At 62.9% G+C, this 24,462-nt stretch carries 26 protein-coding genes; 16 read left to right on the top strand and 10 right to left on the bottom strand.

The window, feature by feature from the left end; translation table 11 throughout:
• Positions 1–7 precede the first annotated feature (7 nt).
• Complete coding sequence (locus NKJ78_RS29260; RefSeq protein WP_023740222.1) at positions 8–811, top strand: ATP-binding cassette domain-containing protein; 804 nt, start codon at positions 8–10, stop codon at positions 809–811.
• A gap of 320 nt (positions 812–1,131) precedes the next feature.
• Here the strand turns inward: NKJ78_RS29260 and NKJ78_RS29255 are convergent, their stop codons facing one another.
• Positions 1,132–1,317, bottom strand: a complete 186-nt coding sequence (locus NKJ78_RS29255) for a hypothetical protein (protein WP_023740221.1) — start codon at positions 1,315–1,317, stop codon at positions 1,132–1,134.
• Positions 1,318–1,627: 310 nt separating this feature from the next.
• On the opposite strand from NKJ78_RS29255, the gene NKJ78_RS29250 reads away from it, so the two are divergent.
• The 4 genes from NKJ78_RS29250 (at position 1,628) to NKJ78_RS29235 (ending at position 4,870) form a co-directional block, all read left to right on the top strand.
• On the top strand, positions 1,628–1,987 hold the full coding sequence (locus NKJ78_RS29250) for a septal ring lytic transglycosylase RlpA family protein (RefSeq protein ID WP_023672096.1): 360 nt from the start codon (positions 1,628–1,630) through the stop codon (positions 1,985–1,987).
• 252 nt (positions 1,988–2,239) lie between these two features.
• Positions 2,240–3,517 (top strand): polyhydroxyalkanoate depolymerase, encoded by a 1,278-nt coding sequence (locus NKJ78_RS29245; protein ID WP_352460971.1) that lies wholly within the window; start codon positions 2,240–2,242, stop codon positions 3,515–3,517.
• A gap of 192 nt (positions 3,518–3,709) precedes the next feature.
• Entirely contained in the window at positions 3,710–4,327 is a 618-nt protein-coding gene (locus tag NKJ78_RS29240; RefSeq protein WP_023672098.1) for a transglutaminase-like cysteine peptidase, read from the top strand.
• Positions 4,328–4,663: 336 nt separating this feature from the next.
• Complete coding sequence (locus NKJ78_RS29235; protein WP_023672099.1) at positions 4,664–4,870, top strand: hypothetical protein; 207 nt, start codon at positions 4,664–4,666, stop codon at positions 4,868–4,870.
• 95 nt (positions 4,871–4,965) lie between these two features.
• Here NKJ78_RS29235 and NKJ78_RS29230 read toward each other — a convergent pair whose 3' ends face one another.
• From NKJ78_RS29230 to NKJ78_RS29215, 4 genes are all read right to left on the bottom strand, one after another.
• Positions 4,966–5,334 (bottom strand): helix-turn-helix domain-containing protein, encoded by a 369-nt coding sequence (locus tag NKJ78_RS29230; protein ID WP_023686054.1) that lies wholly within the window; start codon positions 5,332–5,334, stop codon positions 4,966–4,968.
• A complete protein-coding gene (locus NKJ78_RS29225) occupies positions 5,334–5,852 on the bottom strand; it encodes a Smr/MutS family protein (protein WP_023740219.1) in 519 nt (172 codons plus the stop codon). Before NKJ78_RS29225 ends, NKJ78_RS29230 begins: the two co-directional genes overlap by 1 nt.
• Complete coding sequence (gene mltA / locus NKJ78_RS29220; RefSeq protein ID WP_023740218.1) at positions 5,849–6,949, bottom strand: murein transglycosylase A; 1,101 nt, start codon at positions 6,947–6,949, stop codon at positions 5,849–5,851. The genes NKJ78_RS29225 and mltA overlap by 4 nt, the downstream gene beginning before the upstream one ends.
• 79 nt (positions 6,950–7,028) lie before the next feature.
• Positions 7,029–7,733, bottom strand: a complete 705-nt coding sequence (locus NKJ78_RS29215) for a Tim44/TimA family putative adaptor protein (RefSeq protein WP_023672103.1) — start codon at positions 7,731–7,733, stop codon at positions 7,029–7,031.
• Between the two features lie 196 nt (positions 7,734–7,929).
• Between NKJ78_RS29215 and NKJ78_RS29210 the strand changes: the two genes are divergently transcribed.
• Together NKJ78_RS29210 and secB are read left to right on the top strand one after the other, a co-directional pair.
• On the top strand, positions 7,930–8,430 hold the full coding sequence (locus NKJ78_RS29210; protein WP_023714414.1) for an FxsA family protein: 501 nt from the start codon (positions 7,930–7,932) through the stop codon (positions 8,428–8,430).
• Positions 8,431–8,594: 164 nt separating this feature from the next.
• The gene (gene secB / locus NKJ78_RS29205) at positions 8,595–9,095 is read left to right on the top strand and encodes a protein-export chaperone SecB (RefSeq protein WP_023672105.1); all 501 of its coding nucleotides are present in this window, start codon (positions 8,595–8,597) and stop codon (positions 9,093–9,095) included.
• 260 nt (positions 9,096–9,355) lie between these two features.
• Here the strand turns inward: secB and dnaQ are convergent, their stop codons facing one another.
• From dnaQ to NKJ78_RS29180, 5 genes are all read right to left on the bottom strand, one after another.
• Positions 9,356–10,060: a DNA polymerase III subunit epsilon gene (gene dnaQ / locus NKJ78_RS29200; protein ID WP_023698097.1), complete on the bottom strand. Its 705-nt coding sequence runs from the start codon at positions 10,058–10,060 to the stop codon at positions 9,356–9,358.
• Positions 10,061–10,185: 125 nt separating this feature from the next.
• The gene (gene coaE, locus NKJ78_RS29195) at positions 10,186–10,770 is read right to left on the bottom strand and encodes a dephospho-CoA kinase (protein WP_023698098.1); all 585 of its coding nucleotides are present in this window, start codon (positions 10,768–10,770) and stop codon (positions 10,186–10,188) included.
• A gap of 27 nt (positions 10,771–10,797) precedes the next feature.
• A complete protein-coding gene (locus NKJ78_RS29190) occupies positions 10,798–11,625 on the bottom strand; it encodes a shikimate dehydrogenase (protein ID WP_023740217.1) in 828 nt (275 codons plus the stop codon).
• A complete protein-coding gene (locus NKJ78_RS29185; protein ID WP_023698100.1) occupies positions 11,618–12,217 on the bottom strand; it encodes a Maf-like protein in 600 nt (199 codons plus the stop codon). Before NKJ78_RS29185 ends, NKJ78_RS29190 begins: the two co-directional genes overlap by 8 nt.
• A gap of 58 nt (positions 12,218–12,275) precedes the next feature.
• Positions 12,276–13,214 carry a pyruvate, water dikinase regulatory protein gene (locus NKJ78_RS29180; protein ID WP_373420152.1) on the bottom strand — a complete coding sequence of 313 codons (939 nt, stop codon included), beginning with the start codon at positions 13,212–13,214 and terminating at the stop codon, positions 12,276–12,278.
• Positions 13,215–13,498: 284 nt separating this feature from the next.
• On the opposite strand from NKJ78_RS29180, the gene hemE reads away from it, so the two are divergent.
• From hemE to NKJ78_RS29135, 9 genes are all read left to right on the top strand, one after another.
• Complete coding sequence (hemE, locus tag NKJ78_RS29175) at positions 13,499–14,530, top strand: uroporphyrinogen decarboxylase (protein ID WP_352460973.1); 1,032 nt, start codon at positions 13,499–13,501, stop codon at positions 14,528–14,530.
• Entirely contained in the window at positions 14,530–15,072 is a 543-nt protein-coding gene (gene hemJ / locus NKJ78_RS29170; protein WP_352460975.1) for a protoporphyrinogen oxidase HemJ, read from the top strand. Before hemE ends, hemJ begins: the two co-directional genes overlap by 1 nt.
• Before the next feature lie 163 nt (positions 15,073–15,235).
• Entirely contained in the window at positions 15,236–16,501 is a 1,266-nt protein-coding gene (gene rho / locus NKJ78_RS29165) for a transcription termination factor Rho (RefSeq protein WP_023672113.1), read from the top strand.
• Positions 16,502–16,671: 170 nt separating this feature from the next.
• On the top strand, positions 16,672–17,667 hold the full coding sequence (gene yddG / locus NKJ78_RS29160) for an aromatic amino acid exporter YddG (RefSeq protein ID WP_352562767.1): 996 nt from the start codon (positions 16,672–16,674) through the stop codon (positions 17,665–17,667).
• Positions 17,668–18,064: 397 nt separating this feature from the next.
• Positions 18,065–19,387 (top strand): tRNA uridine-5-carboxymethylaminomethyl(34) synthesis GTPase MnmE, encoded by a 1,323-nt coding sequence (gene mnmE / locus NKJ78_RS29155; protein WP_352460978.1) that lies wholly within the window; start codon positions 18,065–18,067, stop codon positions 19,385–19,387.
• 429 nt (positions 19,388–19,816) lie between these two features.
• The gene (gene mnmG / locus NKJ78_RS29150; RefSeq protein WP_352460980.1) at positions 19,817–21,691 is read left to right on the top strand and encodes a tRNA uridine-5-carboxymethylaminomethyl(34) synthesis enzyme MnmG; all 1,875 of its coding nucleotides are present in this window, start codon (positions 19,817–19,819) and stop codon (positions 21,689–21,691) included.
• Entirely contained in the window at positions 21,688–22,320 is a 633-nt protein-coding gene (gene rsmG, locus NKJ78_RS29145; RefSeq protein WP_031197487.1) for a 16S rRNA (guanine(527)-N(7))-methyltransferase RsmG, read from the top strand. Before mnmG ends, rsmG begins: the two co-directional genes overlap by 4 nt.
• A gap of 65 nt (positions 22,321–22,385) precedes the next feature.
• Positions 22,386–23,183, top strand: a complete 798-nt coding sequence (locus tag NKJ78_RS29140) for a ParA family protein (RefSeq protein WP_023672118.1) — start codon at positions 22,386–22,388, stop codon at positions 23,181–23,183.
• Positions 23,184–23,236: 53 nt separating this feature from the next.
• Positions 23,237–24,124 (top strand): ParB/RepB/Spo0J family partition protein, encoded by an 888-nt coding sequence (locus NKJ78_RS29135; RefSeq protein WP_352460982.1) that lies wholly within the window; start codon positions 23,237–23,239, stop codon positions 24,122–24,124.
• Positions 24,125–24,462: the final 338 nt, after the last annotated feature.

Genomic DNA, 24,462 nt, shown 5'->3' with positions numbered 1-24,462 from the left:
GGGTTCGATGCCAACCGCCAGCCTGACCGCCATCCGTTCCTTCGTCGCCGCGCCGGAACCGTCACGGCCGGAGGAGGCCGTCGAAAGGCAGCGCGCCTTTGCCTTCAAGGGCATGGAAAAGCGCTTTGGCGACAAGGTCGTGCTCGACGGCATCGATCTCGATGTGCCCGTCGGACAGTTTGTGGCCGTCATCGGCAAGAGCGGCTGCGGCAAGAGTACGCTGTTGCGGCTGCTTGCCGGGCTCGATCGGCCAACCGCTGGATCCCTTACATTCGGGCCGGAGGCGAAGGCCGGCGCCGGGGAAGAGAGCCGCTTCATGTTCCAGGAGCCGCGGCTGTTGCCCTGGGCCAGCGTGGTGAAAAACGTCGAGGTCGGGCTGACCGGGCTTGCCACCGGTGCGGAAGCCAGGCGGCGCGCGCTCGCCATCCTGGGTGAAGTCGGCCTCGCCGACCGCGCCGACGAATGGCCCTCGGTGCTGTCGGGCGGCCAGAAGCAGCGCGTGGCGCTGGCGCGCGCCCTGATCGGCCAGCCTCGGATCCTGGCGCTCGACGAGCCGCTCGGCGCGCTCGATGCGCTGACCCGCATCGAAATGCAGCAGCTTCTGGAACGCATCTGGCTGGAGCAAAAATTCACCGCGGTGCTGGTCACGCATGACGTCGCCGAGGCGGTTGCGCTCGCCGACCGGGTGGTGGTGATCGAGGACGGCCGCATCGCGCTCGATCTCGACGTGTCGGTGGCGCGGCCGCGCCGGCGCGGTTCGGTCGAGCTTGCCAGGCTGGAGGGCAGGATTCTGGATCAGCTGTTCGGGTAGTGCTGTCGCGGGCAGGGCATTCTATCCGAACCGGATAGATAGGTAACAGAATGGACCGGCAATATGGGGTGGCTGTTTTCTTGCTCGCCGGGTTGGCCCTGTTTGCGACTGCGGGTTTGACCAGCGCCTTCCCCCACTCCGTCACCGCTTCGCGGCGCCACCTCTCCCCCCTCCGGAGGGTGTGGTGGGGAGCCCGGCCGCAAAAGTCCGCGCCCCTGCAAGGCTCGCGCCTTTCCCCCCCCCCGTCGAGCGGGGCAGTGGTGCCGAGCGACGCCCGACGGAGTGGGGGTCGATCTGTGGCGGTCGACTTTCGTCGCAACTCACCCCGGCGAACGGCTCGCCCATACCAGCCCGGCGAAACCGACCAGCATGGTCACGATGCCGATATAGAGCCATTGCGACTGGCCGGTCATGAAGCTGCCGCCGACCACGCCAATGCCTTGCAGCGACCACAGCGCGCCGATGGTCAGTACGATCAGAGCCAGCAGATATCTGAACAGTCTCATCGCCAAGATTCCTTTCCGAAGTCGATCGTCAACTGCGCCATGACCGTGATGACAGAGCGAAAGGACGGCGCCCAATCGCGCTCTCTTCTACTTGTACTATAACGTCCTGCCTTGCTCACGGAATCTGTGAAACAGCTCGCAATATCGCCGGCGATACGGCCGCGCCACACGAAAGATGCCTGACAAACTGTTTCCCAGCGACTCCAAACGTGTGCCGGTGCCACGGAACTGCCCGATGCTTGCCGCATTTCCCGCCTTATTCGGCACTTAACGGCTGGGGTCTGTCGAAAACGGAGCCAATCCCCCCAACATGAAGAAAACAAACCAGACCGCGCTTGTCGCGGTAACGATCGCGGCTGGCCTAATGGTCGGTGCATCCGCCTCCTCCGCCGCCGGCCAGTGCGGCCGCGCCTCCTGGTACGCACTGCATTCCAGGACCGCCAATGGCGAACGCATGAATCCGTCGGCGCTGACCGCCGCGCACCGCAGCCTGCCTTTCGGCACCAAGTTGAAAGTGACCAACCAGAATAATGGCCGCAGCGTCATCGTGCGCATCAACGACCGCGGCCCGTTCATCAAAGGGCGCGTGCTCGATCTGTCCAAGGGTGCCGCCGGCCAACTCGGCTTCATCGGCTCCGGCCATACCTCGGTGTGCATGGCGCGCGTCTAGATCTGTCCAAGTCCGGCCCGATCGGGCCGGACACATCCTGCCCCGTCGTCCAACAGCCTTGCATTTTGCAGTGCACATTGAGCCGGCTGCACCCGCCCAACGCGGTTTCTCAAGGCCTTGGACGAAAAATTGGCATATGTCACGCCACGTGACGTATTGCATCGCAGCAATATCTTGTTAACCTCCGCGCGAGACATTCAAGGCTCGGCGCTGTCCGTCGTCCCTTCGGTCACGGCAGCTGCGGAGTACCTGATGTTCTATCAGCTCTATGAAATGAACCATGCCGCCTTGCAGCCCGCGCGGCTTTATGCCGATGCAGTGCGGCTGTTCTACACCAACCCGCTCAATCCGTTTTCGCATACGCCGTGGGGCCGCTCGGTCGCTGCCACCGCCGAACTGTTCGAGCGCACGACGCGCCGCTACAGCAAGCCGCATTTCGGCCTGAGCAAGACCGTGGTCGACTGGAAAAGCGTCGAGGTCAGCGAAAAGACCGTGTGGTCGCGGCCGTTCTGCAATCTCACCCGCTTCGAGCGGTCGGTGCCCGCCGGGCGCAAGGCCGACCCCAAGCTTCTCATCGTGGCGCCGATGTCGGGCCATTATGCGACGCTGCTGCGCGGCACGGTCGAGGCGGTGCTGCCCTATGCCGACGTGCACATCACCGACTGGGTCGATGCCCGCATGGTGCCGGTGACCGACGGCCATTTCGACCTCGACGATTATATCGACTACATCATCGACATGCTGCATGCGCTGGGGCCGGACACCCATGTGATGGCGGTGTGCCAGCCTTCGGTGCCGGTGCTGGCGGCGGTGGCGCTGATGGAAAAGCGCGGCGATCCCTTCGTGCCCTCGACCATGACGTTGATGGGCGGGCCGATCGACACCCGCCGCAATCCGACCGCGGTCAATCTTCTGGCCAAGGAAAAGGGCATCGACTGGTTCCGCGACAACGTCATCATGCACGCGCCCTGGCCGGTGCCGGGCTTCGGCCGCGAAGTCTATCCGGGCTTCCTGCAGTTGTCGGGCTTCATGAGCATGAACCTCGACCGGCACATCACCGCCCACAAGGACTTCTTCATGCACCTGGTCAAGCATGACGGCGACAATGCCGAGAAGCACCGCGATTTCTACGACGAATATCTGGCGGTGATGGACCTGACGGCGGAATTCTATCTGCAGACCGTCGACACGGTGTTCGTGCGCCATGCGCTGCCCAAGGGCGAGATGACGCATCGCGGCGAGGTTGTCGACACCAAGGCGATCCGCAATGTCGCGCTGTTCACGGTCGAAGGCGAGAACGACGACATTTCCGGTCTCGGCCAGACCCAGGCCGCCCACGATCTCTGCCCCAACATCCCGGCTGACCGGCATGCGCATTACATGCAGCCGGCCGTCGGCCATTACGGCGTCTTCAACGGGTCGCGATTCCGCTCGGAAATCGTGCCGCGCATCGTCGATTTCATCACAAGCTACGGCCGCCAAACACGCGTAGCGGTGAAACCCAAGCTGGTCCGCTCCGCCAAAGGCTGAGGCTCGATCCGGCTGCAGCGTGCATTGCCCGCAAAAGCGGGGCGATTTTGCGCGCCACAGGCGTTCTGTTGCACAATAGACGCTGTTGGGCGGGCGCGGGTAACCATGCCGAAGAATCTGGCTCCCCCGATAATTGACACGGAGTGTAAATCCCCTTTAACCTTTCGTTAAGAACAAGGGCGAACGGGGACAATGACTTCCTCACCGATGGCACGGACGCTGCGCTTGTGGGCGGCAGCAGGGCTGGCGATCTCTGCGTGCTGGGCAGTGCCGGCACTTGCAGGCGGCGCCATGGCGACGGGCGGCATGACCTCGCAGCCGATCGGCCACTATGATTTCTGTAAAACCCAGCCCGGCGAATGCTCGATCCGGCCGAGCAACCTCAACCCCGCCGCGATGACCGACGCCTTCATGCGCAAGCTGATCAACGTGACGTCAAGGGTCAACGCCGCCGTCAAGCCGATGAGCGACTACGACATCTATGGCAAGGACGAGGTCTGGGCCTATCCCGACAAGGGCGTCGGCGATTGCGAAGACTATGTGCTGGAAAAGCGCCGCCAGCTCTCGCGCTCTGGCGTGTCGCTGGCCGATCTCTTGATCACCGTCGTGCGCAAGCCGGACGGCGAAGGCCATGCCGTGCTGACGGTGCGCACCGACAAGGGCGACTACGTCCTCGACAATCTGACCGACAAGGTGAAGATCTGGGACGCCACCGGCTATCGCTTCCTCAAGCGGCAGGCCATCGACAACACCGGCCGCTGGGTCTCGATCCGCGGCGGCCAGCAGGTGCTGGTCGGCGCGGTTCAGTAAATAAGGACGATGCATGTGAGCGCGTCGCTGCGAACAGCTTCGTGGGAAGCCCGCGGCTAATAACTTTCACGAGATAACCGCAAGTCGGCGCTGCCCCTCATTGCCCTGCCGGGCATTTCTCCCCGTATAGTGACGGGGAGAAAGATGCTGCCATCGGTGATTTCGCCAATCGTCAACGTTGCAAAATAGGCGCAGCGCGGCGGATGAGGGCAGCGCTGACCTCGAAATCTTATCTCTCGAAACGCCTCCTCAAAAAGTTTCGCTACCTGCGTGAACCAAACCGTCTCCAGCGGCGACACACAGCCGTAAACAGAAACCCAACCATGGAGACTTCAAATGACTGCTTTCCTGCGTAATGCTTTCCTCGCCGCCATCGCGGTATCGTCCCTGGCCGGATCCGCTATGGCCGACCAGACCGGCTGCGCCAAGAACAACCAGTGGGGCAATCGCTGTTGCGATCTCACCTCGGACTGCCTGGGTGGCGGCCGCGGCGGCGATCATGACAGCACTGGCGGCCGTGGCGGCCAGGCCGGCGCGAAGTAATCTCGCTATATGCCCGCTGGCTAACGGCCGGCGGGCATCGCCTTCAGGATGAAATGCCGGCGCTATTGATGAGCATTCGTGGCCTTGGCGCCGCCCTACTTACGCCGCTCCAGTGCGGCCCGGATCGAGGCGGTGATGCGGGCAAGCTCGGCTTCGCTCAGCTTCTCGATGTTCTCGGCCAGGAGATTGGCCAACTCGGTGGCGGCAGGACTGAGGCCGGACGTATCGAGTCTCACCCGCGGATGTGAGGCCTCGGCCAGACGCGCCAGCTCTTCGGCATCGTCCCAGATGACGTTGAAATAGCCGATGATCTTCTGGATCAGCGTCCAGGTCGGCGCGCCGCGGCGGCCATGTTCCAGCGCCGACAGATAGGCGGCGCTGACTCCGATCGCCTGCGCCATGTCCTTCTGGCGCAAGCCGCGCTCGGCTCGAAGCGCCCGCAGTTTTTCGCCGAACGGCGTCATCAGCGGGTTCGCCTGAGCCGAACGTAGAGCGCGCCCGAACCGCCGTGGTTGCGGGCGGCGTGATCGTGGCTGGAGACCAGCGGCCGGAAGGCAGGCGTCGACAGCCAGGCAGGCACGGCGCGCCGCAAGACGCCGTCGCCGCCCAACGACGACCCTTTTCCCGTAATGACGAGGACATAGCGGATGCCGCCGGCATGGGCCCGGTGCAGGAACGAAAACAGCAGCGAATAGGCCTCGTCCTGGGTCATGCCATGCAGATCGACGCGGCCTTCGATCGGCAGCCGGCCTTTCCTAAGCTTGTCCAGCGTCGGTTCGTCCAGCGCATGCGAAACATGCTGCGCCTTCGGCTTGGCGGCGAGGACCGGACCGACAGCGACCGGCGTCTGTGCCGGCTTAGGGTCGACGACGATGTCGGGAATGTCGACCGCGGTCCGGCCCTTCAGCGGTCGGGCGGTGCGCGCCACCAGGTTCCACAGCACCCGGTCGTCTTCATTGAGTTTATCGGGACGCTTGCTCATCGATTCGATTCCGAAACGAGAGCGCGTGGAACCAAGGCATAGAAATCGGCCGCGTTGCGAACGACGCCGGCGATCTCGCCGGCCGCATCCCCGGAGCCGGCGAACAGATCGCCCCGCGCCGGTCCGGTGATGGCCGAGCCGGTGTCCTGCGAAATCATCAGCCGCCGGAACGGTTTTCCGTCGAAGGCGGTCAGCGACGGAGCGTCGATGTAGAAGGGGGTACCGAATGTGTGCAGCAGCCGGTCGACCGCGAGCGAACGGCCCGGCGTCAACGGCACCTTGGCGGCGGCGATAGGACCGAGTGCGGCATCGTCGACATCGGCTTCGCGAAAGAAGATGTAGGAGCGGTTCTGCCAGAGGATCTCGTCGATGCGGTCTGGATGCGCCCTGAACCAGGCGCGGATAGACTGCATCGTCACTTTTTCCAGTGGGATTTCGCCGAGTTCGGCGAGAATCTTCCCCGGACCGCTGAAACGTTGGCCGGATTTGGCGGCGTAGGTGACGCGGCAAAGCCGGCCGTCGGTCATCTTCAGCCTGGCCGCACCTTGCACATGGATGAAGAAGACGTCGACCTTGTCGGCAAGCCAGGCGATTTCCAGGCCTTGGCCGGCCAGCGCGCCTCTCTCGATCTCACTGCGGTCGAAATACTCCACCAGGCCCTGCGGCGTATCGCGGGCGAAGGCGAGATAGTCGTCCATGCCCTTGGGGCGGTTGGCATCATCGATGTCGACGAGATCGGAAGGCCGCGCCAGCAGCGGCACCGTGAATTCATCCGTGCGCACTGGTGAGGCCTCGACTTCCGGCTCGTAGAAGCCGGTGACCAGGCCGGGGTTTTCGGATCGAATCTGGACCGGGGCGAAATGGCGCTCGAAAAAACCCTTGGCCGCCGACCGATTCGCCGGCGAAACGGTACGCGCCTCGTCATAAGCGCCGGCAAACGCGTCGAACCGGACGCCCAACGAACCGGTGCGGTAGGGCTTGTTCAGGACATGAAAGGCCGAACGGCGGAAGGCTTCGAAAGCGGGCAGATGGTCATCGGAATTCCAACCGGGAAGATCATCGAAGGACTTTTCCACGAAAAGCGGCGAGAGCGACACCTCAGCCTCGCCACTGCCCATGTTTGCCTGCATGTCGCTATCCCAAAAAAGCTGCCCGCGCCGGGCGACATGCATAGGCTCAGTCTTCTTCCTCGGTGGCGACCAGCTTCCAGTTCGGATCGCGCGAGCGTGTGTCGCGTGCGAAGGTCCAGACATCCTTGACCTCGGCCACCGTCTCGGGATCGCCATCGATGACGGCACCCGCCTTGTCGCGGGTCGCCGAAATCAGTTCGCTCACGATGCGCAGCGTGATGTGGGCCTCGCCGCCCTTCATCTCGGCCGAGACGATGTCGGCCTTGTCGATGCCGACGAAGGAGGACTGGATCTTTTCGGCTTTCGCCTCGCGGTCGCCAATCGCGGCAACGAAGCCGTCAAAAACCTCGCGCGACAACAGGTTCTTCAGCGTTTTTCGGTCGCCATCGGCATAGGCCATGACGATCATCTCATAAGCCATCTTGGCGCCGTCGACGAAGACTTTGGGGTCGAAGGAGGGATCATTATCCTTGATCGCGCGCAGGCCCTTGTTGAGGTCGGTGTCGGGCTTTGCGAAGGCATCGATGGCCGCATAGGTCTCGGCAGCCGTCTCGCCCGGCATGCGCTTGCGTGGCAGCGAAACCACATTTTCGGGCTTCTGGGTCGCGTCCTTCTCGGTGCGGCTGGCCGTGTACGGATCGAAGGGCGGGCGCTCGCTGCCCGTGCGGCGGCCAAGCACGTTGCGCAGCTGGAAAAAGATCACCACCGCCGCAATCAGAAAGAAAATGGTGCCGAAGTCGAAGAATCCCATATCTTTCGCCAATCAATCCCTGACCTGGCCGGGACCGCCAGCCAATCGGGCGGCGGTCGCATGGCGTTAAACATGCAAAGCATATAGAACGCATGGCGCAATCATTCAAATCAAAGGCAGGCATACCTATCTAACGGCCTCAGTGCCAGCGGCGATTATGCGCCGCCCGGCAAACATGGAAACGATCGGTCAAGACTTGCGCATTTCCTTCCTTCCTCTGTTCCTGCTTGCGCTGCCGCTGCTGGAAATCGCCGGTTTCGTCATTGTCGGCCGCGAGGTCGGGGCGCTCGCCACGGTCGGCCTGGTGCTGGCTTCAAGCATTGCCGGCGTGCTTCTGCTCCGGCACCAGGGTTTTGGTGTCATGGCGCGGGTCCGCGCCGAGATGGCCGGCGGCGGCGACCCCAGCCGCCAGCTCGCGCATGGCGCCATGATCGTGGTCGCCGCCATCCTGTTGATCATCCCCGGCTTCATTACCGATATTATCGGCCTGCTGCTGTTCCTGCCGCCGGTGCGCGACCTTGCCTGGCGCAGGCTCAAGGGCCGCATCGTCGTCGCGACCGATTTCACCGCCGGCGGTTTTCGCGGCAGGTCGCGCGACAAGGTCATCGACCTCGACGACGGCGACTATTCGCGCGAGGACGATTTCAAGCGCGGTCCCGACCATAACTCGCCGTGGCGCCGCCTGAAGGACGACTGACCGTCGCCTTGAGGACGACTGACCGTCGCCTTCAGGACGACTGAGGCTACATCGACCCCTTCGGCCTGAAGGCGGCAAACCTTGTCTTGTCATGCCGACCATGCTAGCCAACGCCCGATTTCAATTCGGTCAGCGCTGCTGTCCAGGCAAAAGGAACAAGGCTCATGGCCAGCAAAGATGACGCGCCGGTCGGCGCCGCCAACGGCAACGGCGAAACGGCGCAGCCGTCGCTCAACGTGCTTGCCCAGTATGTGAAGGACCTGTCCTTCGAAAGCCCCGGCGCGCCGAACTCGCTGCGCGGCCGCGACAAGGCCCCCGGCATCGCGATCAACGTCAATGTCAATGCCAACCCGCTCTCCGACAAGCAGTTCGACGTCAATCTGACCTTGAACGCCAAGGCGTCCTTCGACCAGGAAGTGCTGTTCAATGTCGAACTGGTCTATGGCGGCGTCTTTGCCATCGCCGGCTTCCCGCAGGAGCACATGCTGCCCATCCTGTTCATCGAATGCCCGCGGCTTTTGTTCCCGTTCGCCCGCCAGATCATCGCCGAAGCCACCCGCAATGGCGGCTTCCCGCCCCTGATGCTCGACCCGATCGATTTCGCCCAGATGTTCCAGCAGAAGCTGGCCGAGGACCAGGCGGCATCCAAGGTCAAGGTGAGCTGAAGGCTCGCGTCGCGCGCATGAATTGAAAGTCCGGCTTCGTGCCGGGTTTTGTCTACTGAGATGCTGGCGGGACAGCACCCCCCTCTGCCTTGCCAGGCATCTCCCCCTCAAGGGGGGAGATGGCCGTCATCGCGACCTTCGCCAACTTTAGACGTTGCAGGAATGGGCTGGAGCGGCGAAGCTGCTGATCTCCCCCCTTGAGGGGGAGATGGCCGGCAGGCCAGAGAGGGGTGTGACGGAACGCTACCTCCGCGATCCGCTCACCCCGCCGCCACCTTCAGCCACAGCGCCTTTTCACCGAGCGTCGCCACCAGCCCCGCATGCGCCGCTCGCTCGCCCTCGGTCAGGCGCGGCGGCAGGGCAATTGGCCTGGCGGCGATCGAGATGTCGATATCGGCAACGTCGCCATTGCTGTTGAGCTGCACCACGACGGCGTCGAGGACAAGTGCGGCCTGCTTGCCGCCGATGAGTTCGATGTAGACTTCGGCCAGGAGCTCGGAATCGAGCAGCGCGCCGTGCTTGGTGCGGTGGCCGTTGTCGATGCCGTAGCGGCGGCAGAGCGCGTCGAGCGAATTGGGTCCCATAGGGTGCTTGCGCCGCGCCAGCGCCAGCGTGTCGACGACGCGCCCGGTGTCTATGGCCGGCTGGCCGAGCCGCCCGAATTCCGTGTTGAGGAAGCCGATGTCGAAACTGGCGTTGTGGGCGACGAGCTTGGCGCCGTCGGTGAAGGCGAGCCATTCCTCGGCGATTTCGGCAAAGGTCGGCTTGCCGACGAGGTCGGCGGCGCTGATGCCGTGCACGGCTTGCGCCTCGACATGGACGGCGCGCCCCTGCGGATTGATGAATTTGTGGAAGGTGCGGCCGGTCGGGAAGCGGTTGACCAGCTCGACGCCGCCAAGCTCGATGATGCGGTCGTCGCGCATGTCGAGTCCGGTGGTTTCGGTATCGAAAATGATCTCACGCATAGAATCAACCTACTCCTGGAGGAGTAGAATCATGGAGCGGAACAAAATGGCAATGGGTAATGCCGACAGCCTGCCGTCAGGGGCCTGATGGGCGCGACTTATCCCCCAGGAGTTAGCAGGCGAGCTCAGCGTCCTGAGAGCTCGGCAATGATCGCGCCGACCGCGGTGCGGGCGGCGTCCATGCCTTCACCGGTGTCGATGACGAAATCGGCCTGCCGGCGCTTTTCGGCGTCGGGCACCTGCTTGGCCAGGATTGCCGCCAGCTTTTCCTCACTCATGTCAGGACGCGCCAGCACGCGGGCGCGCTGGATATCGGCCGGCGCGGTGACGACGACGACCTTGTCGACACGGTTGCGGCCGCCGGTTTCGAACAGCAGCGGAATGTCGAGCACGACGAGCGGCGCGCCGGCGGCGCGGTGCCTTGCCAGAAAGGCATCGGCATCGGCCCGCACCAGCGGATGGACGATCGCCTCCAATGTCTTCAGCGCAGCAGCGTTGCCGAGCACGCGGCGCGCCAACTCGGTGCGGTCGACCGAACCGGCAATCACGGTGCCGGGAAAGGCCGCCTCGACGAGAGGTGCTGCCTTGCCGGCATAGAGGCGATGCACGGTCTCGTCGGAGTCATGCACCGGCACGCCGGCGTCGACGAACATTTTCGCCGTCGTCGACTTGCCCATGCCGATCGATCCGGTGAGGCCGAGCACGGTCATCATTTGGCGCCCATCATTTGCGACCCATCATTTGGCGAGGATGTCGGCGACGATCATCTGTCGCAACTCAGGCGTGACCTGCGGCATCTTGCCGAACCAGCGTTCGAAACCGGGCACAGCCTGGTGCAACAGCATGCCGAGCCCGTCGACCGTCTTCAAATTTCTCGCGCGGGCAGCGGCAAGCAGCGGTGTTTCCAGCGGCACATAGACGATGTCTGCGACAATGGCGTGAGCTGGCAGGCCGGCCGGATCGGCGGCCAGCGTCGCATCGCCATGCATGCCAAGTGCCGTCGTGTTGATCAGCAAGCCGGCATCGCCAAGCAAGTCGCCGACCGCGCCATGCGCCGAGACGCCGGCCCCGAAGCGGTCGGCGAGTTCTTGCGCCCGCGCCAATGTGCGGTTGACGATGCGGATATCTTTAATGCCGCGCACTTTAAGCGCGTGGATGACCGCGCGCGAGGCGCCACCGGCGCCGAGCACCACGGCCGGAGCGCTTCTCTCCCAGCCCGGGGCATGCTCGTCGAGATTGCCGGCAAAGCCGATCCAGTCCGAATTGCCGCCCCACAGCACGCCGTCGTCCAGCCACAGCATGTTGACCGCGCCGATCATCTCCGCCGCCTCGTCGCGGCGCTCGACCCGGGCGAAGGCGACTTCCTTGTGTGGAATGGTGACGTTGCCGCCCTGATAGCCATTGGCCTCGAGCGACGAGAGGAACTCGGGAAAATCGGCCGGCGCGACATCGATCGCATAATAGCTGCCGTCGATGCCGTATGTGTTCAGCCAATAGCCGTGGATCTTCGGCGAGCGCGAATGCGCGATCGGATGGCCGGTGACGAAAGCTTTTTTCTCAACCATCGATGGCTCCGAGCGCACGCAATTCCGCCAGCACCGGTAACAGCGGCAGGCCGACAATGGTGAAATAATCGCCTTCGATCTTTTCGAACAGCTGGATGCCTTCGCCCTCGATCTGGTAGGCGCCGACGCTCGACAACGCCTTGGCGCCGACGCGGGCCAGGTGCCGGCCGACGAAGGCCGGATCGAGCTTGCGCATGGTAAGGCTGGCGATGCCGACATGGCGCCACAGCACCTTGCCGTTGCGGCAGAGCACGGCGGCGCTGTTCAGCTGATGCGTCTTGCCTGACAGCGCCAACAGATGGCGGCGGGCGCCTTCCATGTCGGCCGGCTTGTGGAACACTTCATCTCCCAGTGACAAAGTCTGGTCGCAGCCGAGCACCAAGGCGCCCGATCTGCGTTCGCTGACCTCGGTCGCCTTGGCTTCGGCGAGTATCAGGGCGACATCTTCCGGCGACACACCGCTGTCCTGCAACGGCGCCTCGAGCGCACGCTCGTCGACATCGGCAGGCACCGCTTCGATGCCGAGCCCGGCATTGATGAGCATTGCTTTGCGGAACGGGCTGCCGGAGGCGAGGATGATTTTTTCGGTCATGGGTTCTGGGCCTGGTCGATAGTGGTTGATTGGGGCAGGAGGTCGCGTTGCCATCCCATCATCTATTCTTCCCCCGCAGGGCAACAATGGCTGCCGCGGTCTCTTCGATCGAGCGGCGGCTGACGTCTATCATCGGCCAATTGTGGCGGGTGCAGATCTGGCGGGCATAGGCGAGCTCTTCGGCGATCGAGGCACGGTCGACATAATCGGTCGCTTCGTAGGTGCTGCTGTTGCCGAGCACGCGGTTCTGCCGGACATGCGAGATGCGTTCGGCGGTGGCGATCAGCCCGACGATCAGCGGCTTGGTGGCAGCGACCAGGCTTTCGGGCACCGGCACGCCGAGCACGATCGGGATGTTGGCGGTCTTGATGCCGCGGTTGGCGAGATAGATGCTGGTCGGCGTCTTCGATGTCCTGGAAATGCCGATCAGCACCACATCCGCGTCGTCCATATTGAGCGGCAGCTGGCCGTCATCATGCTCCATGGTGAAATTGAGTGCGTCGATACGGTGGAAATAATCGGCGTCGAGCACATGCTGGGCGCCGACGCGGCGGCCGGCCGGCGTGCCAAGATAGGACTGGAAGACGGTGAGGACCGGCTCCAGCACCGAAACACAGGGCAGCCCCATGGTGGCGCAGCGCTCGTCAATGCCGCGCGCCAGCTTCTGGTCGACGACGGTGTAGAGGATGATGCCCGGTTCCTCCTCTATGTCCTCGAAGACTTTCGCCACCTGCTTTTCGGTGCGGATGAGCGGATAGATATGCTCGATGGCGCGCGCATCCTTGTATTGCGCCGAGGCGGCGCGGCCGGCCGCCAGCAGCGTCTCGCCGGTGGCGTCGGAGATCAGGTGCAGGTGAAAGAAGCTCTGGGGTTTGTTCACAGGGGGCGCCTCAGGCTGTGGGCTTGTGTGGATAAATAGGGACCGCAAAGGCGACCGGCTGGAGGCGACTGTATCAGAAGGCCAGTTGTCCACAATTCGATGCGCTGTCAGCTCCACGGTGCGGCTGGGGACAAATCTGGGGACGGGCGTTTTTGCCAGCGCTTCATCCACAGAGGCGGTTTTTCAGCGGCTACGCCAAACCATTGACGCCAGTGATGGAATCCTGGTCATCCACACTCTTTGCCAATCCCGCGGAAGAAGCACGCGACAAAATGCTGGCTGGTCTTTTCCAGGGCAAAGCGGGACAGGTGACAACCACCGATACCAACAGACTCTTAGAATCAGAAGATTCTAGAAATAAACTATTTAATTATAGAGAAGGCAGGGGAAGAGAGCGCTCAATGCCCGAGAACCGCATCGTGCTGGACGTGCTGAGAGGCGAGGCAGCATTTCCGCCGCCGCTCTGGATGATGCGCCAGGCCGGGCGCTATCTGCCGGAGTACCGCGAGACCAGAAAGCGCGCCGGGTCCTTCCTCGATCTTTGCTACAATCCTGATCTGGCCGTCGAGGTGACGCTGCAGCCGATCGAGCGCTTTGGCTTCGATGCCTCGATCCTGTTCTCGGACATTCTGGTCGTGCCGCATGCGCTGGGGCGCGATGTCCGCTTTGAGGAGGGCCGCGGGCCGCTGCTGACGCCAATCACTGCAGATGAGATTTCGGCTCTCAACGGCGAAACGTTTCACGTGAATCTCGAACCGGTCTACGAGACGGTTGGCCGGCTGCGGGCAAGATTGCCTGACGAGACCACGCTGATCGGCTTCTGCGGCGCGCCGTGGACCGTGGCGACCTACATGATCGCCGGCCACGGCACACCCGACCAAGCGCCGGCGCGGCTGTTTGCCTATCGCGAACCGATGGCCTTCAAGCATCTCCTGAAAGTGCTCGCCGATCACTCCGCGGCCTATTTGATCCGCCAGATCGAAGCCGGTGCCGACGTGGTGCAGATCTTTGATTCCTGGTCCGGCGTGCTTGATGATGCGTCTTTCGAGCAGTTCTGCGTGCAGCCGGTGGCGGAGATCGTCAGGCAAGTTCGTGCGGTTTATCCCGATGTTCCGATCATCGGCTTTCCCAAGGGCGCCGGCGCCCGCTACGAGACCTATCGTGAGAAGACCGGGGTGACGGGGCTGGGGATCGACTGGACCGTGCCCCTGGCGGCTGCGAACGAACTGCAGCATTCAGGGGCGGTCCAGGGCAATCTCGATCCCTTGCGCCTGGTGGCCGGCGGCAAAGCCCTGTCGGACGGCGTCGATGCGATCCTCAAGGCGCTGGGAGACGGACCGCTGATCTTCAATCTCGGCCATGGCATCACGCCGGAGACACCGGTGGCGCATGTCGAGGCGATGGTGAAGCAGGTGCGGAGCGCGACACGCTGATGGCTCAATCAGATAATACGGGCGGCAACAGCACTCGTGGGGCGATGATGCGGATGACCATCGGCATCGGAGTGCTGGTTGTTCTCACCGCACTTTTGTTTTTCTTTGCGCCTGAGGGTTTCTTTCCCTGGGCGAAGGCAATCCATATCCTGGCCGTCATCTCCTGGATGGCCGGCATGCTCTATCTGCCGCGATTGCTGGTCTACCACGCCGACACAGAGAAGGGGTCCGTCCAATCGGAGACCTTCAAGGTGATGGAGCGGCGTCTGCTGCGCGGCATCATCAATCCGGCGATGATCGTCACCTGGGTGTTCGGGCTTTGGCTTGCCTGGAAAGTGTTTGGCTTTCACGGCGGCTGGCTGCACGCCAAGATAGGCTTGGTGCTGTTGCTGTCGGGCGTGCATGGCTATCTGGCCGGTGCTGTCAGGAAATTCGCCGAGGACCGCAATGAAAAACCGGCGCGGCACTGGCGAATCGTCAATGAGATCCCCACATTGCTGCTGATCGCCATCGTCATCCTGGTTGTCGTCAAGCCGTTCTAGGCCCATTTCGGTCGACAAAACGCAGCTTGCTCTTTCCCCCGACCGACGATAAAAGACGGGTCTTCCTTCCCGTCATGCGCCGCCCTTGATTGCTTTCGGCCGCGCCCGGCATTTATCGCATCCAGCCGATATATTTTCCCCAAAGCAGATTCAGAGTCCGTCTATGCAAGAAATGAAACTCGCAGAGTTCAAGAACAAGAAGCCGCCAGAGCTGATCGCCTATGCCGAATCGCTCGAAGTGGAAAACGCCAGCGTCATGCGCAAGCAGGAACTGATGTTTGCCATCCTGAAGAAACTGGCCGCCCAGGACGTCGAGATCATCGGCGATGGTGTGGTCGAGTTGTTGCAGGACGGTTTCGGCTTCCTGCGCTCAGCCAACGCCAATTATCTGCCGGGTCCCGACGATATCTACATCTCGCCCTCGCAGATCCGCCGCTTCTCCTTGAAGACCGGCGATACCGTCGAAGGGCCGATCCGCAGCCCAAAAGAGGGCGAGCGCTATTTCGCCCTTCTCAAGGTCAACACGATCAATTTTGACGATCCCGAAAAGATTCGTCACAAGATCCATTTCGACAATCTGACGCCGCTCTATCCGACCAAGCGGCTGAAGATGGAGATCGACAATCCGACCGGCAAGGACATCTCGTCGCGGGTGATCGACCTGGTGGCGCCGATCGGCAAGGGACAGCGCGCGCTCATCAACGCGCAGCCGCGTACCGGTAAAACGGTGCTGATGCAGAATATCGCCCACTCGATCACGGCCAATCATCCGGAATGCTATCTGATCGTACTTCTGATCGACGAACGGCCAGAAGAAGTGACCGACATGCAGCGTTCGGTGAAGGGCGAGGTCGTGTCCTCGACCTTTGACGAACCGGCGGTGCGCCACGTCCAGGTCGCCGAAATGGTCATCGAAAAGGCCAAGCGCCTGGTCGAGCATGGCCGCGACGTCGTTATTCTGCTCGATTCGATCACCCGCCTCGGCCGTGCCTACAACACCGTTGTGCCGTCCTCCGGCAAGGTGCTGACCGGCGGTGTCGACGCCAACGCGCTGCAGCGGCCGAAGCGCTTCTTCGGCGCGGCCCGCAACATCGAGGAAGGCGGCTCGCTGACGATCATCGCCACCGCGCTGATCGACACCGGCAGCCGCATGGACGAAGTCATCTTCGAAGAGTTCAAGGGCACCGGCAACTGCGAAATCCAGCTCGACCGCAAGGTCGCCGACAAGCGCATCTACCCGGCCATGGACATCTTGAAGTCAGGCACCCGCAAGGAGGACCTGCTGGTCTCCAAGCAGGATCTGCAGAAGATCTTCGTCCTGCGCCGCATCCTGGCGCCGATGGGAACCACCGACGCGATCGAGTTCCTGATAGACAAGCTGAAGCAGACCAAGACCAACGCCGATTTCTTCGATTCAATGAACACGTAAGCAGTTTCACCGGATCATCGGTCATGCATGAAACCCCGTTCCGGGAAACCGGGACGGGGTTTTTCATTGCGGGGGCAAACAGGTCGCATTTCCGACAGGGCGTGGCCTTGGGCGGCAATTTCCATAGCTGTCGTCATGCGAGTAATCGCGTCTCGAAGATCGGAAGCCGCATGGAGAAAACAATCCCGACCCTGATCGGCTTCTCGGCCATCCTGACATGGTCCTTCCTGGCGCTGCTTTCGACGGCGGCGGGACCGATTCCGCCCTTTCAGCTGGCGGCGATGACGTTTCTGCTTGGCGGGCTGGTCGGCGCGTCGAGCTGGCTTGTCCGTCCGGCGGCGATCAAGTCGCTGCGCCAGCCGTGGCAGGTCTGGGCGCTCGGCACAGCGGGGCTGTGCATCTACCACTGCGCCTATTTCTTCGCCATCCAGTCGGCGCCGCCGGTCGAGGTCAGCCTGATCGCCTATCTCTGGCCGTTGCTGATCGTCGTCTTTGCCGCCTTCCTGCCTGGAGAAAAGCTGAGGGCCCATCACATTGCCGGCGTCATGCTCGGCCTTGCCGGCGCCATTGTGGTGATCACCAAGGGCGGCACGATCGGACTGGCCAATGGTGTGATGAAGGGGCATGTCATCGCGCTGTTCTGCGCTTTCATCTGGGCCGGCTATTCGGTTTTATCGCGCCGCTTTGGCAAGGTGCCGACCGATGTGGTCGTCGGTTACTGCTTCATCACGGCTGCGGTCGCCTTGGTGCTGCACCTCACGCTTGAGACCACCGTCTGGCCACAGACGGCGACGGAGTGGAGCGCCATCGTCATCTTGGGCGTAATACCGCTAGGCGCCGGCTTTTACGCCTGGGACTATGGCTGCAAGCACGGGGACATCATGATCCTCGGCGCCCTCTCCTATGCCGCGCCCCTCTTCTCGGTCATCGTGCTTTTGCTGGCAGGCTTTGGTGTGTTTCACTGGTCGGTGGCTGTTGCTTGCATCCTGATCACGGTCGGAGCGGTGGTCGCAGCCAAGGATTTGCTGTTCGGGCCGCGGCCGCCATCCATTGATGTGAAGCCGCTTCGTTCGGCGTTGGACGGAAACACGGGTTGCGCTACCGGCGTCGCAGCAGCGGCTCGGTTCCTACGGATCCATCGCCACCGGCATGATAGCGGTGCATAGCCCCGGTCTGCCGGTCGGCGGCCGGATGCCACTGGCCAATGTTAAGTCGATTCGCATACGTTCCAATCGGGCGACGATCGGCGTGACGCGGGTCGGGATTTCCGATTCGCAACCGGAACGAGGCTTTCCCCATGGGGAGATGGGCTCCAGCTTCACGGTTCCGGGCCAGGAACAGGCGTTCACGATGCCGGCCAGCCGTAGGGCTTGCTGGCCCTCCCAGAACTGCTTGGCGTCGGGATTAGGACCCGCCTGCTCGCACATGGATGACAAGGCGGCTATACAGATTTGGTAATCCGGTCGCTCTCGCGATCGACCTTGATATTGACGGACAGCCGGTTCATGACGGCCGCGACACTGTGGGATTGTTGACACCTAGGCGACTGGTGAGAACGGGCAAATGATTTCGGGCGATTCGATCGTTGCGCTTTCCAGCGGGCGCCTGCCCGCCGGCATCGCTGTCATCCGCATTTCCGGACCGAGGACTCGATTCGTCGTCGAAACGGTGGCTGGTGGCACGGTCAAGGACCGGTGCGCGACCCTGCGCAAGCTCCGGACGGTGGACGGGTCGCTTATCGACAACGGCATGGTGCTGTTTTTTCCTGGGCCGAACAGTTTTACCGGCGAGGATGTCGCCGAGTTCCACGTCCATGGCGGCCGCGCCGTGGCCGGCAAGATGCTGGGGATCATTGCCGGGTTTGACGGCGTGCGTCATGCGGAACCTGGTGAATTTACGCGCCGGGCTCTTCTCAACGGCAAGCTGGATCTGGTCGAGACGGAGGCGTTGGCCGATCTGGTCAACGCCGAAACCGAAGCGCAGCGGCGCTTTGCCGTGCAGAATGCCGAAGGAGTGCAAAGCGAACTCTATCTTGGCTGGCGCCGTCGGCTGATCCATGCACGGGCGATGATCGAGGCGGAAATCGACTTCGCCGACGAAGACGACGTGCCCGGTTCGGTTTCGGACACGGTCTGGTCCGATGTGCGCGCAATGGTGGGCGAGATCGGCCGGCATGTCGATGGCTTCCATGCCGCCGAGATCATCCGTGACGGGTTTGAGGTTGTCATCCTCGGTGCACCGAACGCCGGCAAATCCAGCCTGTTCAACGCGCTGGCCAGGCGTGAGGCGGCGATTGTTACCGACGAGCCCGGCACGACGCGGGACTTGCTCGAAGTGGTGCTGGATGTCCACGGAGTGCGGGTCAGGGTAACCGACACCGCGGGCCTGCGCGAGGTGCCCGGCAAGATCGAAGCGATCGGTATCGAAAAGGCGCGGGCCAAGGCGCACACGGCTGACCTGGTGCTGTTGCTGGAAGATCTGGCGGACCCGAGTGCGATCGGCAACATGCCTGTCGAGGCCCCGGTTTTGAGAATCGGCACCAAGGTCGATCTCTTGAAAGGTTCGCCGCGATTGGAGGCGTATGATGCGTTGATCTCGACGGTGGACGGCACTGGGTTGGCTGAACTCCTGGCCGAGATCGGCAGGCGCGCCGCGGCTGCTATCGGCGATGCCGGTGACATCCTGCCGTCTCGGTTGCGGCATGTGGAGCTGCTCAATGAGACCAGGCGCTTTCTGATCTCGGCTTTGTCGGGGCAAGAGCGCGGCCAGGAGCTGCGGGCGGAGGAGTTGCGTCTTGCGGCGGACCGGCTCGGCCGGATTGTCGGCGCGGTGGATGTCGAGGACCTGCTGGACGTAATCTTTTCGCAGTTTTGCATTGGAAAGTGACTCACGTGAAACAGGGGGGCGCGCTGTGTGAGTGACTCACGTGAAACACAGGGGGCCGCCCTAGTGCGTGTTTCACGTGAAATGAGGAGTTTGGCAAAAACGGCAAGTGCCGAAGGCCGGCCCCGCCCCTCATTGTCCTCCCGGGCATTTCTCACGTGCAGTGACGGGGAGAAAGATACTGTTATCCGGGATTCGCCAACCACCGAAGCGCGCCAGCGCTTGAGCTCCTCCTTGTTCACCGGGAGAAGATGCCGGCAGGCAGATGAGGGGCAGCGCCAGCCGAGGTAATTGTCGCCGCTTCCCTGACTCACGTGAAACACCTCTGCGGCTTTCAGTACTCCGTTCCCCGTGAACGAATCAACCTGCAATCCTTGACAGCGTCCTCTCGTGGGGACATGTGTCGGGAAATCTCTGAATCTGGAAGGGACAATGATCGATCACTATGATGTGGTTGTGGTGGGCGGTGGCCATGCCGGGTGCGAGGCTGCGAGCGCTGCCGCGCGCGCCGGTGCCAGGACTGCGCTGATCACGCTGCGCTTCGACACGATCGGTGTCATGTCCTGCAATCCGGCGATCGGCGGCCTCGGGAAGGGCCATCTGGTGCGTGAGATCGACGCCATGGGCGGGCTGATGGGCCGCATCGCCGATGCTGCCGGCATCCAATTCCGCCTGCTTAATCGCCGCAAAGGCCCTGCCGTGCGCGGGCCGCGCACGCAGGCCGACCGCAAGCTTTACCGGCTGGCCATGCAGGAAGCGATTCGGCAGCAGAACGGTCTCGACGTCGTCGAAGGCGAAGTCTTGGATTTCGAGATCGAAGAAGGACGGATCGCCGCTGTGCTCCTGGCCGACGGGCGCCGGTTGGCGTGCGGTGCAGTCGTCCTGACCACCGGCACTTTTCTTCGCGGCCTCATCCACATTGGCGACAGGAAGATTGTCGCCGGGCGGATGAACGAGCAGGCGAGCCTTGGCCTGTCGGCGACGATGAGCCGCGCCGGTTTCGCGCTTGGACGGCTGAAGACCGGCACGCCGCCGCGGCTCGATGGCCGCACCATCGACTGGGCGTCGCTGGAAAGCCAGGCGGCTGACGAACATCCAGTGCCGTTCTCGCTGCTCACCGACACAATCAAGAATCCGCAAATCCATTGCGGCATCACGCGTACGACACCGGCGACGCACGAGCTGATCCGCGCCAATCTCGGCCGCTCCGCCATGTATTCCGGCTCGATAGAGGGGGTCGGACCACGCTATTGCCCGTCGATCGAAGACAAGATCGTCAAGTTCGGCGATCGCGAAGGCCACCAGATTTTCCTCGAGCCGGAAGGGCTGGACGACGACACGGTCTACCCCAATGGCATTTCGACCTCCCTGCCCGAGGATGTGCAACTCGACATTCTCAAAACTATACCCGGGCTAGAGCGGGCGACCATGCTGCAGCCCGGCTACGCCATCGAATACGACCATGTCGATCCGCGCGAGTTGGAGCCGACGCTTGAGGCCAAACGTATTGCGGGGCTTTTCCTAGCCGGTCAGATCAACGGCACCACCGGTTATGAAGAAGCCGGAGCCCAGGGCCTGCTCGCCGGGCTCAACGCCGCGCGCAAGGCGGCGGCCGACGACCAAATCGTGCTCAGCCGCACCGAAGCCTATATCGGTGTGATGGTCGACGACCTCACCAGCCGCGGCATTGCCGAGCCCTACCGCATGTTCACTTCGCGGGCGGAGTTTCGCCTATCGCTGCGCGCCGACAATGCCGATGAAAGGCTTACGCCTCTGGCAAATCGGCTTGGTATCGTGTCGCCGGAGCGGACGCAGCGGTTCAATCAAGTCACACAGGATCTTGATAGGGCGCGCGAACTCGCAGTTGCGACGACGATGACGCCCAACGAAGCGGCGCGGCATGGGCTGGAGATCAACAGGGACGGCGTGCGCCGCTCCGCTTATGAATTGCTCGCTCATCCCGGCGTCGATATCGCCTGGCTGGCCCGTGTTGCGCCGGCCTTTGGCGCAATCGACGTCAAAACCGCCGAGCGGCTCGAAACGGAAGCGAAATATTCGGTTTACCTTGATCGCCAGCAGGCGGATGTCGGACAGATCCGCCGCGAGGAAAGCCGGTTGATCCCGGCGTCGGTGGATTTCGCCGATGTTCCCGGCCTGTCCAATGAGCTGAAGCAGAAGATGCTAACGCGTCAGCCGCGTTCGATCGCTGCCGCGCAGCGTATGGAAGGCATGACGCCGGCGGCGCTGGCCATCATCGTCGCGCACGTCCGCAACGCCGAGTCGGCCGCCCAAAGGGCCGTTGCGTGAGCTCTGCCTCATGGGCGAGCCTGCAAGAGGCTGCGGGACCGGTTTCACGTGAAACATTCGATCGCCTGGTGGCGTTCGAACAGCTGTTCCTGAAATGGAACCGAAGCATCAATCTGGCCGCGCCGTCGACGCTGGACGACGTCTGGGGCCGCCACATTCTGGATAGCGCGCAACTGGCGCGAATCGCACCGCAGGCCAAACGCTGGGCCGATCTCGGCTCGGGCGGCGGTTTTCCGGGCCTGGTGCTGGCCTTCCTGCTGGTCGAACGCGAAGGCGCGTCGATTGATCTGGTCGAGAGCAACCGCAAGAAAGCATCGTTTTTGCAGGCGGTCATTGGCCAGTTCGGTTTGCCGGCACGGGTCGTCGCCCGGCGCATCGACGACAGCTATGCGCTTGTTTCCGCACCGGAAATCATCACGGCGCGGGCGCTGGCCGCGCTGCCGGCGCTGCTTGACCTGTCGGCGCCATGGCTGACCAAGGGGTCACGTGCGCTTTTCCACAAAGGCCGGGATTACCGCTCCGAGGTGGAAGAAAGCACTCACCGCTGGGCTTTCGATCTGGTAGAACATCCTAGCATGACCGACGCCCATGGCGTCATCCTCGAAGTGACCGATCTGCGGACGGCGTAAGCTCTCCTTCGCAACCTTGGCGACGCAATGAATACCTGGCCCACATGAATACCTGGCACAGACCCATGAAAACCGGACCTCGCATCATCACCGTCGCCAACCAGAAGGGCGGCGTCGGCAAGACCACCACCGCCATCAATCTGGCCACGGCGCTGGCCGCGATCGGCGAAAAGGTGCTGATCGTCGATCTCGACCCGCAAGGCAATGCCTCGACGGGTCTCGGTATCGACCGCAAGGATCGCACCGTCTCCTCCTATGACGTGTTGACCGGCGAACTGGGCCTGGAAGAGGCGGCCATTCCGACGGCGGTGCCCGGCCTGTCGATCGTGCCGTCGACGCTCGATCTGCTCGGCATCGAGATGGAAATCGCCTCGGCGCCGGATCGCGTGCTTAAGCTGCGCAACGCGCTGCGCGCCGCCACCGAGCGCGGTGCGCCGTTCGGCTATGTGCTGATCGACTGCCCGCCCTCGCTCAACCTTTTGACGTTGAATTCAATGGCGGCAGCCGATTCTGTTCTTGTGCCGCTGCAGTGCGAGTTCTTCGCGCTGGAAGGGCTAAGCCAACTCCTGGAAACGGTGGAGCAGGTGCGCCGTTCGATCAATCCGGACCTGATCATCCAGGGCATCGTGCTGACCATGTATGACGGCCGCAACAACCTCGCCAACCAGGTGGTGCAGGACGTGCGGGCACACATGGGCGACAAGGTCTACGAGACGATCATTCCTAGGAATGTGCGGGTGTCCGAGGCGCCGTCCTACGGCAAGCCGGCAATCCTCTACGATCTCAAGTGCTCAGGCAGCCAGGCCTATCTGCAGCTGGCGTCCGAAGTGATCCGCCGCGAGCGTAAATTGCGCGCCGCATAGGGTCGATAAACAAAGCGATCCGGCACCGAAACGATCAAGAATCTGGAATTGAGATGAGCGAAGACCTTTCGAGAAAGAGACTGGGGCGTGGACTGGCGGCGCTGATCGGCGAGATCGACCGCCCGGTGGCAGCCGAAAAGCCGGGCTTGAATGCGGACGGCAAGGTGCCGATAGAGTTCCTGAGCCCGAACCCGAAAAACCCGCGCCGGCACTTTGGCGACGCCGACCTGACCGATCTCGCCCAGTCGATCCGCGAACATGGCGTGGTGCAGCCGGTGGTGGCGCGGCCTTCGCCGACGCAGGCCGGGCGCTATGAGATCATCGCCGGCGAGCGACGCTGGCGCGCCGCGCAGCGCGCCGGGCTGACCGAGATTCCGATCATCGTCCGCGACGTCAACGACCGCACGGCGCTCGAACTGGCGATCATCGAGAACGTCCAGCGCACCGACCTCAATCCGGTCGAGGAGGCGCTCGGCTACCAGCAGTTGATCGACGATCACGGCTACACCCAGGCCGATCTCGGCAATGTCATCGGCAAGAGCCGCAGCCACGTCGCCAACACGCTGCGGCTGCTGAAGCTGCCCGACGTCATCCAAGACATGCTGGTCGACGGCGCGCTGTCAGCCGGTCACGCCCGCACGCTGGTCACGGCGCAGGATCCAGCTGGGCTCGCCAAGCAGATTGTCGAGGAGGGGCTTTCGGTGCGCCAGGCGGAAGCGCTGGCGCAGATGCCGGCGGGCGGCACGCCGCCCAAGGCAAAACCATCACACGGCGTATCGGGCAAGGATGCCGACACGCTGGCGCTGGAAAGGCTGATGACCAACACGATCGGCATGATCGTCACCATCGAGCACAAGGGCAGGGGCGGCGCGATCCGCGTGGACTACCGCAGTCTGGAGCAGCTCGACGAGCTATGCCGGCGGTTGAAGGATGAGCGGTAGAGGGTTGGGGTTGCGCCATATTTAGCCGGCGAATGAAGTCTGGCTTAGGATGAAGAAAGGGCTTGGCGGTTGCCGGCTCTTCTTTTTATTGGCGATTGCCGAAGGGATCGAACTGCTGATCTCCCCCTTGAGGGGGAGATGGCCGGCAGGCCAGAAGGGTCGTCTCCCATCAAGCGCCGACCTCGTTTGTCGTTGCGAAAGGCGCCAGCGCTCCACGCGCCGCGACCCCCTCTGTCGCCTTTGGCGACATCTCCCCCCTCAAGGGGCCCGTTGCGTTATAGGCTTTGGGCGTGGAGAGAGACGGCAAGGGCAATGCGAGGTGGTTTCCGGCGCTGGTT

It is taken from the genome of Mesorhizobium sp. M0037 (genome assembly GCF_040323635.1).
Lineage (GTDB): Bacteria > Pseudomonadota > Alphaproteobacteria > Rhizobiales > Rhizobiaceae > Mesorhizobium.
The sequence above is the reverse complement of the archived record's forward strand: the minus strand, read 5'-3'. Positions and strand labels throughout refer to the sequence as shown.